The sequence below is a fragment of the Nostoc sp. DSM 114160 genome, assembly GCF_053470305.1.
On sequence record NZ_JBPFGO010000001.1, the window covers coordinates 177,749 to 194,491 of the forward strand.

Consider the following 16,743-nt stretch of genomic DNA (forward strand, 5'->3'; position numbering starts at 1 on the left):
TTTTGACTATTTGGTATTTCTTTAGGATTACTAAAGAATTTAGATTTTATTTACACTTATTTTATATTATTTTTAGAATTATGCAAGAAAACACAATCTGGATAAAAGGGATCTATATAGCTCCCTGATCCTCATAACCTTATGTTGGACACATGGACGCTACTTATCATCGATGATTGTGCCGCAGATCGGAAAATCTATCGTCGATATCTTTTGAAAGATCCGCACCAGTCCTACCAGATTTTAGAGGCAGACTGTGCAGAAGAAGGACTTGCTTTGTGCCAAAAAGTACGCTGCGATGTCATTTTGCTGGATTTTTGCCTACCTGATATGAGTGGGTTAGAATTTTTCGATCGCATCCAGCAGAAGATATTTAAGACTTCTGTCCCCGTGATTATGTTGACAGGGCGCGGTGATGAAGAAATCGCTGTGCAGGTAATGAAACGAGGTGCTTTGGATTACTTAGTCAAGCAAAATCTTACACAGGATGTGCTGCAACTAGCAGTCCGCAACGCCATTAAGCAGTCGTGCTTGCAAGCCCAACTGCTCAAAACTCAGGAGAGACAACGCCTAATTGCCACAACTGCTTTACGAATTCGCCAGTCTCTTAACCTAGAGCAAATTTTGAATACGGCTGTAGCCGAAGTACAGCAACTTCTGAAGTGCGCTCGCGTCATGGTTTATCAGTTTGCCCCAGATACAGATGGTAAAATAGTTGCCTCTTCAGTTGAGTCATACAGCACTGTGGCATTGTGCGATCGGGTTGGCGCTGGGGGACTGGGGAGCAGGGGAGCAGGGGAGCAGAGGAGCAGGGGAGCAGAGGAGAAGTTGCAGTAGTTTCCCCTGTGCCCGTGTGCCCGTGTGCCCCTCTGCCTTTTGTGCCTAATTCCCAATCGCCAATGCCTTATATCTATGAGCTTGGCTTGTGTAATTGTGTCAGCCTAAAAGAGCAATTTAATACTAAGGCAAATCTGGTAGTTCCGATTAATCTAAGCAACAATGGGAACCCAACACCCAAGCTTTGGGGTTTATTGATTGCTCACCATAATTCCGAGGAGCGACAGTGGCAAACTGATGATGCAGAAATGCTTAATGAAGTATCAGTACAGTTAGCGATCGCTATTCAACAGGCGGAATTGTTAGCCCAAACTCAAGCAGCCCTTGCCAAAGAAAAGCAACTCAATGTATTTAAATCCCAAATAATTACAACGGTTTCCCATGAGTATCGAACGCCGCTAACTTCAATTCTGGCTGCGGCATCAACTTTGGTAAAACATAGCCAGCAACTAGATGAGTCCAAACAACAGAGGTTCTTGGGAATCATTGAACAGAAAGCAAGGTATATGTCCAAACTCGTGGATAATATGCTTCTGGTTAACCAACTTGAACTGGAAAAACCCAAGTTTCAACCAATATCAGTCGATTTACTACAATTTTTTTCTGACCTTTTAGAACAAGAGCGAGAAACAGTAAGCGATCGCTACGAATTGATTTTTAAAATTACTGGTAATCATCATGGATTTTGGGGCGATCGCGGACTTTTGCAACAAATTTTTATTAACTTAATGTCCAATGCAATTAAGTATTCTCCAGATGGAGGTACTGTAGAATTCCACCTGATCGGCAAAGAATCAGAAGCAATTTTTTACATCAAAGATTGGGGAATTGGCATCCCGATGGTAGATCGAGAAAATTTGTTTCAATCCTTCAGTCGTGGAAGTAACGTTGACACAATTCCTGGTACAGGCTTAGGGCTAGCGATCGCTAAAGCTTGTGTCGAGTTACATAGTGGCAATATTACTTTGGCAAGTGAAGTGGGGCAAGGAACTAAAGTTACAGTTAGCTTACCGAAAATATCTCCAACTGGTCAATTATCCCCATAATCCACTTGATAAAACGTGAGTTCGACAAGCCCTTTTTTGACCTCTCCCCCAACCCCTCTCCGACACGGAGAGGGGAGCCAAAACCCTATTTCTGGTTGCTCCTCCCTTTCCCTGTGGGAGAGGGAGGTTGTCCGGGAGAGGTTCATCGAACTCACGTTGATTTAGATAATTTTAAAAAGCATATTGTAATTATCGATCTTGAATTTCTATCTTGCTAATTAACCATTCTTTGATTGTTTTCCCGCAAGGCTCAGAACTTTGGCAATCACTGACGTTCTCTAGAGAATAAGACATTTTTACTTTTTTGTTGACGTATTTCTCTGGTTCGCAAACCTCAAAGACTGCACCGACACCTTCATATACTTTGCCATTTTCATCGACAACAGTAACGTAGCATTTCAAGTCTCCGTTTTGCATATCTTTGATAGTACCAGAACTTGGATTATCGTTTTTAATTTCTTTGGATTGATTGTTTTTAGGAGATGTTTTTTCAGTTGATGCTGACTTAATAGTTTTTTTGCTGTTATCTAGTTTTACTTGATTTACAGAAATAGATTCAGAATTAACTTGCGTAGCTGTTGCAGTATTTGCTAAATTAACTTTATTCTGTTGAGAAGCAATATTGTCTGAGTTACTACAACTTACAATCAACATAGAGCAAAAAAACAATGTAGTAGTGAAGATTGATTTTTTCATTTGATTTATGTTCGTAAAACCTATTGATAGTTGTTTGACTAAAAGCGCTACAGATAAAATCTTTGAATGACAATCAAAACTTTCATTAAGTTTTCTATGAGATTTCTTGAATATTACAGTTTTATGTCTTGGAAGTTATAAATGACATCGTGATATTTGCGGAAAATACTCGCCGTTATCTGCGCTTTTTGGATATTATTCGGTAAAGTGCTTAGAGAATGTCTTGATACTGATAAAATAATGCTTAAATAAAATAAACTTTAATTGCTAAATATTAATGCTTAAAGCATTAAATGAGTATTTAATAGAATTTATAAGCTGTAAGTATTGATTTTGTGTTATTTCAAGGTTTTCTCAACTTAAACAAACCATTTGGCTGGACTTCCCACGACTGCGTAGCGCGGGTGCGAAAATTGTTGCGCCTCAAACGTGTAGGACATGCGGGAACCTTAGATCCAGCAGCAACAGGGGTTTTACCGATCGCACTTGGTAAAGCCACAAGATTATTGCAATATCTGCCAGAAAACAAAGCTTACAAGGCTACCATTCGTTTGGGCGTGCGGACTACAACCGATGATTTAGAAGGTGAAATCATTAGTTCTCAAGCTTGTGCTGGATTGAGTTTGGCAGAGGTGAAAACTGCACTGGCACAATTTGAAGGCAAGATTGAGCAAATCCCACCGAGTTATAGTGCAATTCAAGTGGATGGGAAACGTCTCTACGACTTAGCACGTAAAGGTGAAATAGTGGAAGTTCCAGTGCGGACAGTAGAAATTTTTCAGATAGATATTTTGGATTGGAGAGAAGGAGATTTTCCCGAATTGGATGTGGCGATCGCCTGTGGATCTGGTACATATATTAGAGCGATCGCTCGTGACTTAGGTGCAATCTTAGAAACTGGTGGCACACTTGCGGCTTTGCTCCGTACCCAAAGCAGTGGTTTCGATTTAACAGATAGTCTCACTTTCACCGACTTAGAAGCTAAATTGCAAGGCGGGACATTTCAACCTCTCGCCCCTGATGCGGCGTTACAACATTTGTTGTCTGTGACTTTACCAGCAATACCTGCTCAAAAATGGTGTCAAGGGTCAGCGAGTTTCTCTAGATTCTGATATTACTGGGATAGTGCGAGTTTATCAAGAAGAGACTCGCTTTTTAGGTGTTGGGCAATTACAAGATGAAGTGTTAATTCCGCAAATGGTTTTTGAGGCGATTTCTTGAAGAAGAATTCAGGAGTCAGAATTCAGAAGTCAGAATTTAAGAGTGGAACCGAAGACACTCCACCTCCGGTAAGAATCAAGATATTCTCTACGAGACGCTGCGTGTACCTCGCTGTAAGGGTAAGCGGACTCGCTACCCTTGCGCTATCCACTAGTCGCACACAATTCATTTCTGACTCCTGACTCCTTTCTTATTAAACCAAATAACTCGTATTAGGTACGATCGCAAAGAAAGCATACTCATACCAAGCAGTCCAGATGAAACTGCGAATCCATCGCTGACGCTTGTCGAAACTCAATTCATATTCAAACGCGCCACGAGATACATCAATGGAAGATAGATGAGAGTTGCAACCGCAGCCATGCTGATAAGTAAAACCGTATTTGGAGGCAATACTTTGCACCTTCATTTGAATAGCAAATACCTTACCTGCATGGAGTATGGCATCCCAAGCACGTTTATGCTCAATATCGCGCCGATCGAATCGCAAAGCACGTTCTTCAAAAACATGATCGCGGTAAATTGGTGCTAAATGCACGTGATAAAAGCTAGCAGGTAGTTCATAACCAAATTCATTAAATAAATCTATGCCGATGCGAGCCACTTTTACTTCATCAGCGTAATCAATTCCTTTTGACTCCACATCGCAAAGAATTTCTGCAAAGTTCGGATAGCTGTGTTTGAGAAAGTCTTGTCCAAAAAACTCTAAGGTTTCCCATGCTAGTTGTGCAAATAGCTGAGAAAATGAGGGTATTAGGTGAGCTAGTTGGGGGCGATCGCTAAATAAATCAACATCACCACGTTCTAATTTATACAAAAATAGCTGTGCCATCTCAACATAGCTTTGGGGTTGAGAAAGTCCGACACTCGTGGTTCCTCTAGCAATGTCTTGCCATATAGAAGGTAGTTGAGAAACATGAACCGCATTTTCTCCAGCAATGACTGCAACAGGAGGACATTCGAGAAGTTGCATCGACAATCTCCTTTAATACTTTAATGTGTAATTTACCTTAAACGCTCGCTAAATCTATCTTCTGAACACAATAATAAATGTTTGACAGACTGTCTTTTGACAACGAGCGCAATTTTATTCATAATTTTTGGGATATTGAGTATTAGTTATTTTCAGATAATTCATAATTCATAATTCAATTACCCGTTCAAAGCATTCTTTTCACATACCTGCTATTTTCCTATATATTTTCTCACCCTTTACTAACTCTTCATAGTAAGGCTCATAAGAGGTGAATCTGATAGATTCTTGTCTTCCTAAACCCAAGATGCCAAAAGTACAAAGGCTATTATAAAACAGTTCGTGTACTCGCTTTTGAAGTACCTGATTAAAATATATGAGGACATTACGACAAAGAATCACATTAAACTCATTAAAAGAACTATCAGTGGCTAAATTATGCTGGGCAAAAACCACATTTTCTCTTAGAGACGCTCGAAAAATAGCATTGTCATAAGCTGCTGTATAATACTCTGAGAAAGATTTCTTGCCGCCTGCTTTTAGATACAGGTGAGTATATTCCTGCATCATTTTCAACGAGAAAATCCCACTTTTAGCATTTTGTAATACCTTCTCATTCGTATCAGTGGCATATATGCGGCAACGGTGATAAAGTCCTTCTTCTTGCAGTAAAATTGCCATTGAATAGACCTCTTCACCAGTTGAACATCCAGCGTGCCAGATCCGAATAAACGGATAGGTTTGTAAGAAGGGAATAACCTGATTTCTGAAGGTATTATAAAAGCTGGGATCGCGAAACATTGATGTTACATTCACCGTCAGAGCCAGCAAAAATCTTTCTAAATAGGCGCGATTATGTAGTAACCGCTCTTGCAATGCAGAAATATTTGCTACCCCTTCTAATTGCATGAAGCCCTGAATACGGCGCTTGAGTGATGAAAGAGCATAATTGCGAAAGTCATAACCGTAGTACTGATATACACCTTCTAAGAGTAGGTGTATTTCTATGTCCTCCAAGATCGGTTTGGGCAGAGGCATAATATTCATAATTCATCGGTTTCAGTTTAACCGAATGGCTTTTACTACTAAAACAGCGATCGCAATTATTGAAATTCCAGCTAGCCATCTAACCTGATAGCGCAGATTTTTTATCTCTTGGCTCAGGCTTTCTCTCTGTGGGATGGAATATGGTTCTAGTTGTACAACTTCAATCGCTACTTGTTCAGGTGTCTTTTGGAGATTTTCAAAGGAGACTTGCGTGTGTAGCCAATTAGTAATCAGTTGCGGACAGTTCTTTTTAAACCATTTTAAAGCTAAGATTCTAAAAACTGGTTTAGACATTCGGGCAATTAATTTCATCACCCTGTTTAAGGGTTTTAGGCGAAGCTTTTGATTAATCAAATTGACTGAACCAACATCATAAAGACAATCCAGAATTAGTTTTACAGTGGCTTCTTCACTGTTAATCAAGTTTTGCAGTAAAAGCAGAACATCACGCATCCGCTCTGCTTCTGCATATTTTTCTGCCAAGTTTTCTGGAGGATTTACTGAAGGATTTACAGTTGGATTTAGGGTGTTTTGTCTTACTATCGTCATATTGGTAACATACCAGTCACAATCATGTCAGTACACCTATCTACCGAGAGAAAGGTTTTTTATCTAGAGAGAGAACCTAAAAGCCAAAATTTATTCGTGAGAAACATGACTATATCGTGTTTGTAAAAAATCCGTTTGTCTAGTTCTAATAAATCTTTTATCTACTTCTGGGTAAATAAATTTTTTATGTAGATGCTAAGACTTCAATTTCCGAAATCACCCGTTCTAATTCCTCAATTATTACAGTGCTTTCAGTCTTTTTAAAGGCATCTACAAGCGCCCGATAATACCAAAGAGTACCTTCTTTACGTCCATGAAAACGTTCCCAAAGTGATTCGCCCAAAATGCGATAATCTTTGAGAATAGACTGGGCATTGTAAAGTTTATCAGCTGATGACACCAGCAGTACTGATGGGGAAGCTGTAGGAATATGAGCAATGTATGCCTCCTTGCGCTGTCGCCAAGGGGGTTTTGGAGTTGTATCAGCATCAGTACAACCATCTACAATTGCCGTTACATTGTCACCAAAGCGACGGCGAATTTCTTCTCGTGTTGCAGCGCCACCTTGATCTTCGATCGCATCGTGTAAAAGAGCTGCGATCGCTTCATCTTCATTTGCGCCGTATTCTAAAGCAATACTAGTGACACCTAATAAATGGGCAATATAAGGGACACCTGAACCTTTACGAACTTGGTTGGCGTGTAGTTGGGTGGCGTAGATCAGGGCTGCGGTAAAACGTTCTGAGAGCATTGTATAAAAAAATTCCAGCAGTCAGAATAACTCAACCGAAATATTGGGTTTGTGTCAATTTTATAACAAATCGCTCCAAGTGCAGAGGTAATAAAGGATGAAATGAGTATACAAGTAAAATTTGAATTTTAAATTAGATAGATAACATTTAAATCTATATTCCATCGACAGATAGATAAAACTCTGCTGTTAGTTTATTAAATTTACTCAAGGATGTGTTTTCAACTAGGAGTTAATTTACATAATGCCAGACAATCCTGGATTAGGAGAGCAAGCTCTCAATAAAGCGGCAGAAATAGGATTATCTAGTCAATTAGATGAAGTCGAAAATTTAGATGTAGACATCAAAACAGACCCGCTGAAACTGGTTCAGGGAGAAGTGGATGAAGTCACGATTGAAGGTGATGGTTTAGTTATGCAGAAAGACCTCCGTATGGAGGAATTGGAAATGCAAATGACTAATGTTGCTATTAATCCTCTAAGCGTGGCTTTTGGTAAAATTGAACTAACTAAACCGACTGAAGCTAATGCAGAGGTTGTGTTAACCGAAGCTGATATTAATCGTGCTTTCAACTCCGAATATGTGCGATCGCAACTGCAAAGTCAAAAAATACATATTAACGGACAGCTGAGGGCTATTGAACCTCAAAATGTAGATTTTCGATTACCGGGCGATGAAAAAGTAGCACTAAATGCCAGTATAAAATTAGTAGAAACTGGTGAAAATCAGCAAGTTGCGTTTTCCGCAGTCCCCAGGATTAGCAGTAATGGAAAAAGTGTTGCTTTGGAAAATGTCGAGTATGGCGAAAGTGAGGAAATATCGCCAGAGTTGACAAAAGCTTTGATCGATCAAACTAGCGAAATTTTGAATCTAAGTAACTTTGATTTAGATGGTATGAGTTTGCAAGTCAACCAACTAAAAGTAGAACTAGGTAAACTAATCTTACAGGCTGAAGCTTATGTGGAAAAAATTCCTTCAGCTTAAAAATGTAACGTTCATAAATTCAGGATACTAATAATGGAAACTACAGAAACAACACAAACAGGTTCAACACCTTTTCCAAATATTCCACCAGTTATTGAAAGTAACGACAGTGAGTATCGTGATACTGGTGTACCCAGTACAGTAGCGATCGCCGGACATCCCCTACACCCCTTGAGTGTGATCTTTCCCATAGCATTTTTAGCTGCTGCCTTGGGAAGTGACATTGGTTATTGGTTAACTGGCGATTTCTTTTGGGCTAGGGCTTCGCTATGGTTAATCGGACTTGGATTAGCTGGAGGCATCCTTGCATCTGCGATCGGTCTGAGCGACTTTGTAAAAATTGAACGAGTCCGCAAGCGCACCGCCGGTTGGACGCATTTGATACTTAACGTTTCTATACTAGTTTTATCACTCGTTAACTTTCTCCTACGCTTGGGTGACGCTGAATCTCGAATCTTACCTTGGGGACTGTTAATCTCGCTTGTTGTCGGTACGCTAACCAGTGCTTCTGGTTGGTTCGGCGCTGAACTCTCCTATCGCCACAAAATTGGTGTAGTGGGTGGAGGTAGCAGAAGATATCCTTAAAGGATGAGTAAGGCAGTGTTTCGACTACGCTCAATAATCAGACAGGAGGCAGAAAGCAAGTGGTTACTGAGCGTAGTCGTTGCCGCAGCCTCTTGTAGAGAAGTGAGGCAGAAAATAGGAAAAATGCAGCACTTAACAAGATAGTTGTCTGAAACTACAAATCCAATGACAGATTATTATTTACAGCTGCCGCTAAGAAAATTTAGCAGTTATAGTTTGTATTTGATACAGCCTTGATACATCTTGGGGAATGGAGATAAGTCCGAGCTAAAGTTTTTATAAATTAAAATTTGGGAGGATATTTTCCTTGCCCAGCAAGGCTTTTAAACTCATATTACAATAAAAAATTTAGCTTGTTTAATTAATAACTGTATACTTTGTCTATGTGGTAAAAAAAATACATCCTGTTAATATACTAACTCTTTATATACACAAGCTTATAAAAATTGCAATTATACAAAAGAGTGAAATTGCAAGATTGAATTTCATACTAAATTAAGTTTAAAAAAGTGCGCGATTGCTAACTTTCAGACTTTAAAGTGTTTTAATAAAGTTATTACCGAAAGTTTAGAGAAGCAAAAACATGAAAGGTTTCAGGAAGTTATCTTCAATAGCAGTATTGCTATTTGCCTTTGTGTCTCCGCCCTCATTAGCTGAAGCCAAAGATATTTCTCTAAGTAATACTCTGAATGAACAGAGCGTTGCACCAGATGCTAACCTGGTTGGAAATAAAACCGGAGAGCTTTTAATTGCTCAACGGTGGTCAAGACGATACTATAGACGAGGGCAACCCTACGAGAGACGGCAGATAATCCGACGAGAGCAGCCCTACGGACGATACCAGAGAATCCAACGACGGCAGCCTTACGGACGATATCAGAGAATCCAACAACGGCAGCGTTTTAGACAACGCCAGATTATCGAACGACGGCAGCCCTACGGACGATACCAGATTATCCGCCGACGCTATTAGAGATAGGAGTAAAAATGACGTAGGCATAATACCCTTCTCTTAATGGAAAGGCTACGCGTAGCTTGCTTCCAGAAAATGCTATGGGAAGCCTCCAGCTACATGAATTTTGCCTACTAAATATTTCGGATAACACATATTTAGTTCACCAGATGTCTAATGGTTAGTAGTGGCGTGACAAGACAAAAATGTTGCAATAAATTTTATTGTGGGGCGGGCATCTTGCCCGCCAAAAAAGACGGGCTAGAGAGCTTATCCCACAAGAGTTTGCTAATGCACAAATTTAGCCTTGCCACGCCAGTAGTTGTTCTATTAATTACTAAACATTAAATATGGTGGCTCACTTCAGCCTGGGATTAATCGCTGGTATCACCTTAAAATTGGCGATTTTCCAAGGTTGTATAATCAATATTTGTTTTTGTTGCAAAGATGAAAATTCAGTACTGGCGGAACGCTCTAATAAATCTACTGTATTTCCAAGATTTAACCCTAAATCACTTTGCAAAGATAACTCGGCTGTTTCTCCGTGAGGTTCATAACATCGCAGAATTAATTGCTGTGGATCGTCTTCAGATGGCTTTAAGGCCATCAAGATTAAATTTTCAGCTGATAAATCTAGGAAACTTACTCCTTCAATAGTGCCGATAGCAGCAGTGGAGGGTTTTGCCAGTGGCCAATTGAATATCACTTGCAATGGTATATTCAATTCATAGCCACGCCGTACTGTATGGGCTGATTCCCAACTATCAGCATGAGGATACAAGGTATATTTAAACTCGTGAAAACCTCGATCGGCTTTTGAGTCTGGCCAATTAGAACTGCGTAGCAGTGTTAGACGGAGTTGGTTTGGTTTGCTGTCATAACCGTATTTACAATCATTGAGCAAACTGACACCATAACGATTTGGGATTGCGGTATCTTCTGTCTGTGTGTTTTCTGCTGTTAAATCAGCCCAACGCAAAGCAGGAACTTCCCATTTTGCTTGTTCTGCGGGAGTTTGCGGTTTAGTTGGGCGGCGAATCGCGCCACAGGGAATTTCATAAGTAGCAAAGTCAGCTTCAATATTTAGAGGAAAAGCAGCTTTCACTAAGACATGATTTTCTTGCCAATTGACAGTTGTAGCAATGTTCAGCAGAGGTGAACCAGCTTGCAAAATATAGTCTTGGCAAAATTCCGATTCACCCAACTGACGCACCACGCGCACACGACTTTGCACTGGGCCTTGTTCTAACCACTGAACAGATTGAAGATTTGTTGAAGGTAAGGGATGTTGAGCATAATTGGGGTCTATATTCCAAGCATCCCAATATTGCCCACTGTCTTTAAAAGCTTGCAGTTGATTCCCCGCCCCACTCAAAACTTCTCGCTGATAAGTTTTGTCAAAAACACTTGATAAATCTCCGGTGTCGGGATCTATAACAACTCGCAAGAATTCATTTTCTAAAATCCAGTCTGGGAAGAGTGCGGGAGATGAGGGAGAAACGCGATTCATCTCGTCTGTACTAGTGAGTGAAGGGGAAAGCCAAAATATGCGGTAGCCTACGGGTGGAATTTCGGTGGCGAGAAATAGTATAGTTGATGGTTCAGAGAGTTGGGAGACAAGCTGGTTTCCAGAAGTGTCGTAAATCTGCCAATCTTCTGCTGTAGGTAAGGCTACAGAGACTACCTCAGAACGTTGCCAATTGAGAGAATTGAAAACAAAAATAGGCAGACTATCGGGTTTTGGTGGCTCTGATAGGGTAATGTGAGATGCGATCGCTAAAAGTGATTCCTGTAATATTTTCGTTCCTACTTGTTCCACTTGCTGCCATTGGGGCAAGGCATCTGTGTAAACTTGGGTAATTGAAGAACCAGGTAAAATATCGTGAAACTGTTGAAATAACATTTGTTTCCAAGCTGCTTCAATTTCTGCTTTCGGATATGTCACACCACAGCTTACAGTCGCCAAGGTAGCAAATAGTTCAGCTTGATATAATAAATTTTCACAACGACGATTCCAGCGTTTTTGATCACCGTGGGTAGTGTAGCAACCGCGATGGAATTCTAAGTATAGTTCGTCATTCCAAGTAGGGAATGAGGGGGATGGGGAAGCAGGGGAAGAATCATGATTATTAACAGACGCGATGAATCGCGTCTCTACAAGTTGCTGTAAATACTTTTCAGCCGTCGTAAATTCTAAGTCTGGGAACAAAGGTGACTTTTGCCAGCGTTGGGCGGTTTCTAACATATCACGGGTGGGGCCGCCGCCGTGGTCGCCGACACCGGGAAGCCAGAGGGATTCTGGTAAACCAGTTTGAGTTTGCCATTCAAGAGCGTAGGATGCCATTTTAACTGGGTCTATAGCTTCACCGATGGGTGCAGACATCAAACTAAAGACTTCGCTACCGTCAGGCGATCGCCACCAAAAAGCCCCATAATCAAATTTAGTAGTATCATTCCACCGCAACTTCTGCGTCACAAAATACTCAATTCCGGCATTAGCGAAAAACTGCGGTAAAGTTGCACAGAAACCAAAAGAATCTGGAACCCACACCACAGTTGAAAGCTTGCCAAATTTCTCCTGGATGTACCGTTGACCATACAATAACTGACGGACTATTGATTCACCAGCAATTAGGTTGAGTTCTGGTTCCACCCACATTCCGCCGACAACTTCCCAACGTCCGGCGGCTACCTGTGCTTGAATTGCCCTAAATAAATCCAAGCGATGTTCTTCAATCCAAGCATAAAGTGCGGGGCTTGAATGACAGAAAATTAACTCAGGAAAATCTGCTTGCAACTTCAAAACCGACTCAAAAGTATTTTGCGCCGCATTCCAAGTTTCACTTACAGGCCATAACCATGCTAAATCTAAGTGAGCATGACCCAACAGGAAAATTTTAGATTTTGGACTTCGACTTCGCTCAGTCGAACGATTTTGGACTTCGACTTCGCTCAGTCGAACGATTTTGGATTGAATTAAATTTTGGCGTAGAGATAAAAACGACTTTACCAACCCTCCCTTGTCTTCCTCCGTGTCCTCTGCGCCTCTGCGGTTCGTAACCTCCCCCACCATCGCCGCCAAAACATCCAACTTCTCCGGCGCAAATTTTTCCAAATAAAGTTGCACCACAGCTAACTCATCAGCCACAAAACCCGGATCGGGATTATTATCAACATAAGACTCATAAACTAGGAGCGATCGCACTAAAGCACCATCACAATGTCCCGGACTCACTAATCGCAAAGCCACAATGAATTCTTCCCCTGGCGTCACCCCCTGACACAGAAGCACTCTCGGCGAACAATCAAATAAATCACCCTCCAGCACTAACTCGCCATTTACATAAATCTCAGCAGAATCCGCCCACCAAACCAGCGCCAGCCGCAAAGATAACCCCGCTAAGGGATAACCGTGTAAATCTTGGGGAACTACCAATCTTTGCACCAGCCATAGCACTTTTTTCCCGCCCGTCCAAGCAATATGTTCTTTAGCATTCAACTGGACAGGTTGCCAATGAGACAAATCAGCAGCTACAACATCAGTAATAACTAAGTCAGATTCTTGATACAGCCACGTAGACTGGATATTAACTTGACAAAAAGAGCGCAGTTGCTCAATTGTTTGTGAGATAAATTTGGTCTGGGATTGAGAGACAGTCGGGGTCATATATTCGCTAAGATGAGGTGTTGGTCGTTTTTATTGTTTGGCGCGAGTCTCACAACTTAACAAGACTTGAACTAAAAAATTACTACTATGTCTTCTGGTTCCTCTGGTCGTTATCAAAGCAGACTATTTAACTTTGTCCACCAGCAATCTCGGCGGGTGACACAACAGTGGGAACATACCTTTCGGCATTTGCAAGTCGCCACTAAGTGGGGTGTCGAGGTACTACTTTACCCAGTGTATCTACTGTTTCAGTCATCTGAATCATCTGGGAAAACGCTACATACTAGAGAACCACAAACTAGATTAAAGTTACAACCAAATGATACCGATTTCCAGCCTGAAACTCTACCCGATGCTGATAGTCCCATTCAAAATGTACTAGAGGCAGTCAATCACCTGTCACCAGATGAACCCGCTTCCACTCCTACGAAAGCATCTGAAGATTTCAATCCCTTGGCTTTATTGGGAGTTTTTCGGCTGAAATTCGTTGAAAAGAACTCTAATCTTACTCAATCATCAAATATTACCGCTAATCAAGCTCTCAGTCTCAACCCTTCACAATTAGACAATGCCCTTCAACAACGTCTTCCAATAGTGCAAGGAATTGCCACAAATTTGATGAATCGAAATTTAGTACTTGTTACTGCCGACAATGAAATTCTAGATATCTTAACACCCAAACAACAGGCAAAATTAGAAGACCGAATTATTAACGAAGTTGCTAATTACTGGCAGTGTTGGCGTTTGATTATAGCTAAAAAAGAAACGCGGCTATTACCACAAATTGACCAATTATTAGCAAAACTCACTGACGTAAATCCAGCTAAAATTCCAGTTTTAGCCGAGGGTATACCAAAAGATTTACTTAATACAAATAGATTATTAGCATTTCTAGATATAACCGTTGCGAAGTTGGAATCGAATGCTTTAGTCCCAGCGCAAAAACGTAGCCAGGAAGTTATCCAAGTTGCCCAAACCCAGTTAAACATATTTCTTTATGGCAAAGATCGATTAGCTGCTAAAGGAGAGATTGCTCCCAACGCTGATGGTTTAGAAACTCATTCACAGAATTTTCAGGCTTTGATTGAGGCGGCGCTTAATTACTTTTTTGGTGTTGGTAATAGAAAAACACTTGAGACAACAATTAGTAATGAGATGCCAGGTAAACTCTTTTCGTCACGCCTGAGAAAAGCCTTATCCAAAAGCCCTGTGGAAGAGAACCAGGATTTTACAAACGATCCTTGGCTAACGTGGAATGATTTATTTGGTGACACCAAAACCGTTGCTGACAAGTCAGTTACACTTTCTGAGGGGAAAAATCCTGCTTTAGCCCCAAGTTTATCAATAAGGCATTTTCCACAAAAAAATTTGAGTGTAAAACAACCTAAATTCGGATCTGGTTTGGTACAAAGAAAACAACCAAGTAGTAATCTCGCCTCAAGTCAAAAAATATCTGGAAAAGTCGCCTCTGTAAAACAAACTCAAACCCGTATTTCCCAAACTAAAAGCGAGAGTCGTAAAGGGGAAATTTTGCAACAGCAATTTCATCAAAGTAGTCAAGTTGAGGCACAGCCAGACTGGATAGAAACCACAGCAACTTCAACTGGTTATGAAAAGCACCCCTTAGAGCAACTTTTGGAATGGCTTGATTATGTTATGGTCTGGCTAGAAGAAAGATTTGTAAAGGTTTTTCAGTCGTTGCGGCAGCTGTGGCAAGGGAAATAAGACTAATTCGTAATTCGTAATACTCGCCAAAGGCGAGAAGCAAGCTACGTAATTCGTAATTAAGACTTGTCAGATTGCATCTGGGTTTCTAGATTTACATCTGTAGCCTGATTTGGGTGAGTTGGTATAAACTGGTAGATATTTTTTAAGAAATTATAGGACGAATGGTACTTACTTAAGCAAAAGCTGTTCACAGATACCCTACATATTCTTGAATGCGTGAATTTGGAATTTTGAATTGTTATTGGTGGTTGTCTAAGTGAAAATTATTGTTTACTGTAAATACTTCAATTTCAAAAATCCATTAGATAAACCGAAAATTGAGACGTTTGTGGTAAATCTGCCTCAAATCCCGAAGATAGGTGAAACAATTGTAGTCGAAAGAATTTCACCGCAAAAGCAGTTTGTAATTATCTTTGAATACATTGTGACAGCAGTACAATTTAATGCATCTAGGGAATCGGCTGATTCAGTAGATGCCCAGGTAAGTGCATTTTTGAACCACTGTTGGGAGGGAACATCAAATTTCAAAGTTACAAACTTTTTAGAAAAATAATCTCTTACCACAATATATGATTTCTATTTGTCGCAGTGTATGCATGTCTTCCCCTGTGGGTACTGTCTGTTTAATTGCTGCGGCTAGCTCAACTAAATCTTGCCTTCCTGCTTTAGCCGCTTCTATGACAGCAATTTCTTCTTTCCACACCCGTTCCAGTTGACTTTTTAGTAGCTTGTTGGGAGAATACGTAAAAAATTAACCCTATGATTGACCATAGCGATCGCCTAGCGTCTCGTAAAAAAAACAGATTCCAAGGTGTTGGAGGACTTGAACTGTATTACCAAAGCTGGCATCCAGAGGGTAAAGTCCGGGCAATATTAACCATTGTGCATGGACTTGGAGGGCACGGCGATCGCTACAGTAATATCATTGAACATTTGATACCCAAGCAATACGCTATCTACGCCTTAGATTTGCGCGGTCATGGACGCTCACCAGGTCAGCAAGGCTATATCAACGCTTGGAGTGAGTTTCGTGAAGACTTGGGAGCTTTTTTACAGTTAATTCAGACTCAGAATCCTGGATGTCCAGTTTTTCTCTTGGGTCACAGCTTAGGTGCGGTGATTGTCTTAGATTACATTCTGCGCTATCCCCAACAAGCATCATTATTGCAGGGTGCGATCGCTCTTGCGCCAACCTTGGGGAAAGTTGGGGTTTCACCGATTCGGGTATTTTTAGGAAAAATGCTCTCACGGATGTGGCCGCGTTTTACACTGAATACAGGCATTGACATCAGTACTGCTTCACGAGATCCGCAGGTTGTAGCTGCGATCGCTCAGGATACACTGCGACATACCCTTGCTACTGCCCGTCTGGCTACAGAATTCTTTGCAACAGTTGATTGGATTAATGCTCATGCAGGTGATTGGCAATTACCATTATTAATTCTCCACGGTGGTGCAGACCGAGTAGCTTTGCCAGCAGGAAGCGACATTTTTTGCCAACGGATAAACTGCAAAGATAAGCTGAGAATTGAGTATCCAGGAGCCTATCATGAGATTCAGAGTGACCTCAATTATCGAGAGGTAATGGCTGATTTGGAAGATTGGTTAGAGCGACACCTACCATCTGAGATAGCGCAGTTAGCACGAGGAAGCGCTGAGTTAGAGTTTCCTAATTCTTAGCCTTTCAGTACTGAGGCTTGATTAAC

The 16,743-nt window shown here is 40.9% G+C and carries 13 protein-coding genes and 2 pseudogenes; 8 read left to right on the forward strand and 7 right to left on the reverse strand.

Features of this window, described 5'->3' with window-relative positions; all coding sequences use genetic code 11:
* Positions 1-141 precede the first annotated feature (141 nt).
* Positions 142-1,883: pseudogene (locus NSTCB13_RS00770) on the forward strand (ATP-binding protein).
* A gap of 189 nt (positions 1,884-2,072) precedes the next feature.
* On the opposite strand, the gene NSTCB13_RS00775 reads toward NSTCB13_RS00770, so the two are convergent.
* Positions 2,073-2,579, reverse strand: coding sequence for a hypothetical protein (locus tag NSTCB13_RS00775; RefSeq protein WP_448271077.1), 507 nt, complete (start codon positions 2,577-2,579; stop codon positions 2,073-2,075).
* 335 nt (positions 2,580-2,914) lie between these two features.
* Here NSTCB13_RS00775 and truB point away from each other — a divergent pair.
* Positions 2,915-3,800, forward strand: a pseudogene (truB, locus tag NSTCB13_RS00780) (tRNA pseudouridine(55) synthase TruB).
* A 193-nt stretch (positions 3,801-3,993) separates the two neighbouring features.
* Here truB and NSTCB13_RS00785 read toward each other — a convergent pair.
* From NSTCB13_RS00785 to NSTCB13_RS00800, 4 genes are all read right to left on the reverse strand, one after another.
* The gene (locus tag NSTCB13_RS00785) at positions 3,994-4,773 is read right to left on the reverse strand and encodes a hypothetical protein (RefSeq protein ID WP_445630027.1); all 780 of its coding nucleotides are present in this window, start codon (positions 4,771-4,773) and stop codon (positions 3,994-3,996) included.
* Between the two features lie 201 nt (positions 4,774-4,974).
* Positions 4,975-5,811 carry a CheR family methyltransferase gene (locus NSTCB13_RS00790; protein ID WP_445632029.1) on the reverse strand — a complete coding sequence of 279 codons (837 nt, stop codon included), beginning with the start codon at positions 5,809-5,811 and terminating at the stop codon, positions 4,975-4,977.
* Positions 5,812-5,832: 21 nt separating this feature from the next.
* Complete coding sequence (locus tag NSTCB13_RS00795) at positions 5,833-6,369, reverse strand: hypothetical protein (RefSeq protein ID WP_445630026.1); 537 nt, start codon at positions 6,367-6,369, stop codon at positions 5,833-5,835.
* Between the two features lie 184 nt (positions 6,370-6,553).
* Entirely contained in the window at positions 6,554-7,120 is a 567-nt protein-coding gene (locus NSTCB13_RS00800) for an HD domain-containing protein (RefSeq protein WP_448271079.1), read from the reverse strand.
* A 244-nt stretch (positions 7,121-7,364) separates the two neighbouring features.
* Here NSTCB13_RS00800 and NSTCB13_RS00805 point away from each other — a divergent pair, with 244 nt between their 5' ends.
* The 3 genes from NSTCB13_RS00805 to NSTCB13_RS00815 all read left to right on the forward strand — a co-directional run bounded on the left by NSTCB13_RS00805 (position 7,365) and on the right by NSTCB13_RS00815 (position 9,663).
* Positions 7,365-8,105: an LmeA family phospholipid-binding protein gene (locus NSTCB13_RS00805; protein WP_445630024.1), complete on the forward strand. Its 741-nt coding sequence runs from the start codon at positions 7,365-7,367 to the stop codon at positions 8,103-8,105.
* A gap of 33 nt (positions 8,106-8,138) precedes the next feature.
* Positions 8,139-8,690, forward strand: a complete 552-nt coding sequence (locus NSTCB13_RS00810; RefSeq protein WP_322713525.1) for a DUF2231 domain-containing protein — start codon at positions 8,139-8,141, stop codon at positions 8,688-8,690.
* 583 nt (positions 8,691-9,273) lie between these two features.
* Positions 9,274-9,663: a hypothetical protein gene (locus NSTCB13_RS00815; protein WP_445630023.1), complete on the forward strand. Its 390-nt coding sequence runs from the start codon at positions 9,274-9,276 to the stop codon at positions 9,661-9,663.
* A gap of 337 nt (positions 9,664-10,000) precedes the next feature.
* Here NSTCB13_RS00815 and NSTCB13_RS00820 read toward each other — a convergent pair whose 3' ends face one another.
* Positions 10,001-13,309 carry an alpha-mannosidase gene (locus tag NSTCB13_RS00820; protein ID WP_448271082.1) on the reverse strand — a complete coding sequence of 1,103 codons (3,309 nt, stop codon included), beginning with the start codon at positions 13,307-13,309 and terminating at the stop codon, positions 10,001-10,003.
* Positions 13,310-13,396: 87 nt separating this feature from the next.
* Between NSTCB13_RS00820 and NSTCB13_RS00825 the strand changes: the two genes are divergently transcribed.
* Both NSTCB13_RS00825 and NSTCB13_RS00830 read left to right on the forward strand, forming a co-directional pair.
* Positions 13,397-15,034, forward strand: a complete 1,638-nt coding sequence (locus tag NSTCB13_RS00825; RefSeq protein WP_448271083.1) for a hypothetical protein — start codon at positions 13,397-13,399, stop codon at positions 15,032-15,034.
* 259 nt (positions 15,035-15,293) lie between these two features.
* Positions 15,294-15,590 carry a hypothetical protein gene (locus NSTCB13_RS00830; protein WP_322671179.1) on the forward strand — a complete coding sequence of 99 codons (297 nt, stop codon included), beginning with the start codon at positions 15,294-15,296 and terminating at the stop codon, positions 15,588-15,590.
* Here NSTCB13_RS00830 and NSTCB13_RS00835 read toward each other — a convergent pair.
* Positions 15,579-15,740 (reverse strand): hypothetical protein, encoded by a 162-nt coding sequence (locus NSTCB13_RS00835; protein WP_445630020.1) that lies wholly within the window; start codon positions 15,738-15,740, stop codon positions 15,579-15,581. The genes NSTCB13_RS00830 and NSTCB13_RS00835 overlap by 12 nt on opposite strands.
* A 56-nt stretch (positions 15,741-15,796) precedes the next feature.
* Between NSTCB13_RS00835 and NSTCB13_RS00840 the strand changes: the two genes are divergently transcribed.
* A complete protein-coding gene (locus tag NSTCB13_RS00840; RefSeq protein WP_448271084.1) occupies positions 15,797-16,717 on the forward strand; it encodes an alpha/beta hydrolase in 921 nt (306 codons plus the stop codon).
* Positions 16,718-16,743: the final 26 nt, after the last annotated feature.

Coding starts and splice junctions, on each gene's coding strand:
- NSTCB13_RS00775 (WP_448271077.1), bottom strand. CDS start 2,579: ATGAAAAAATCAATCTTCACTACTACATTGTTTTTTTGCTCTATGTTG.
- NSTCB13_RS00785 (WP_445630027.1), bottom strand. CDS start 4,773: ATGCAACTTCTCGAATGTCCTCCTGTTGCAGTCATTGCTGGAGAAAAT.
- NSTCB13_RS00790 (WP_445632029.1), bottom strand. CDS start 5,811: ATGCCTCTGCCCAAACCGATCTTGGAGGACATAGAAATACACCTACTC.
- NSTCB13_RS00795 (WP_445630026.1), bottom strand. CDS start 6,369: ATGACGATAGTAAGACAAAACACCCTAAATCCAACTGTAAATCCTTCA.
- NSTCB13_RS00800 (WP_448271079.1), bottom strand. CDS start 7,120: ATGCTCTCAGAACGTTTTACCGCAGCCCTGATCTACGCCACCCAACTA.
- NSTCB13_RS00805 (WP_445630024.1), top strand. CDS start 7,365: ATGCCAGACAATCCTGGATTAGGAGAGCAAGCTCTCAATAAAGCGGCA.
- NSTCB13_RS00810 (WP_322713525.1), top strand. CDS start 8,139: ATGGAAACTACAGAAACAACACAAACAGGTTCAACACCTTTTCCAAAT.
- NSTCB13_RS00815 (WP_445630023.1), top strand. CDS start 9,274: ATGAAAGGTTTCAGGAAGTTATCTTCAATAGCAGTATTGCTATTTGCC.
- NSTCB13_RS00820 (WP_448271082.1), bottom strand. CDS start 13,309: ATGACCCCGACTGTCTCTCAATCCCAGACCAAATTTATCTCACAAACA.
- NSTCB13_RS00825 (WP_448271083.1), top strand. CDS start 13,397: ATGTCTTCTGGTTCCTCTGGTCGTTATCAAAGCAGACTATTTAACTTT.
- NSTCB13_RS00840 (WP_448271084.1), top strand. CDS start 15,797: ATGATTGACCATAGCGATCGCCTAGCGTCTCGTAAAAAAAACAGATTC.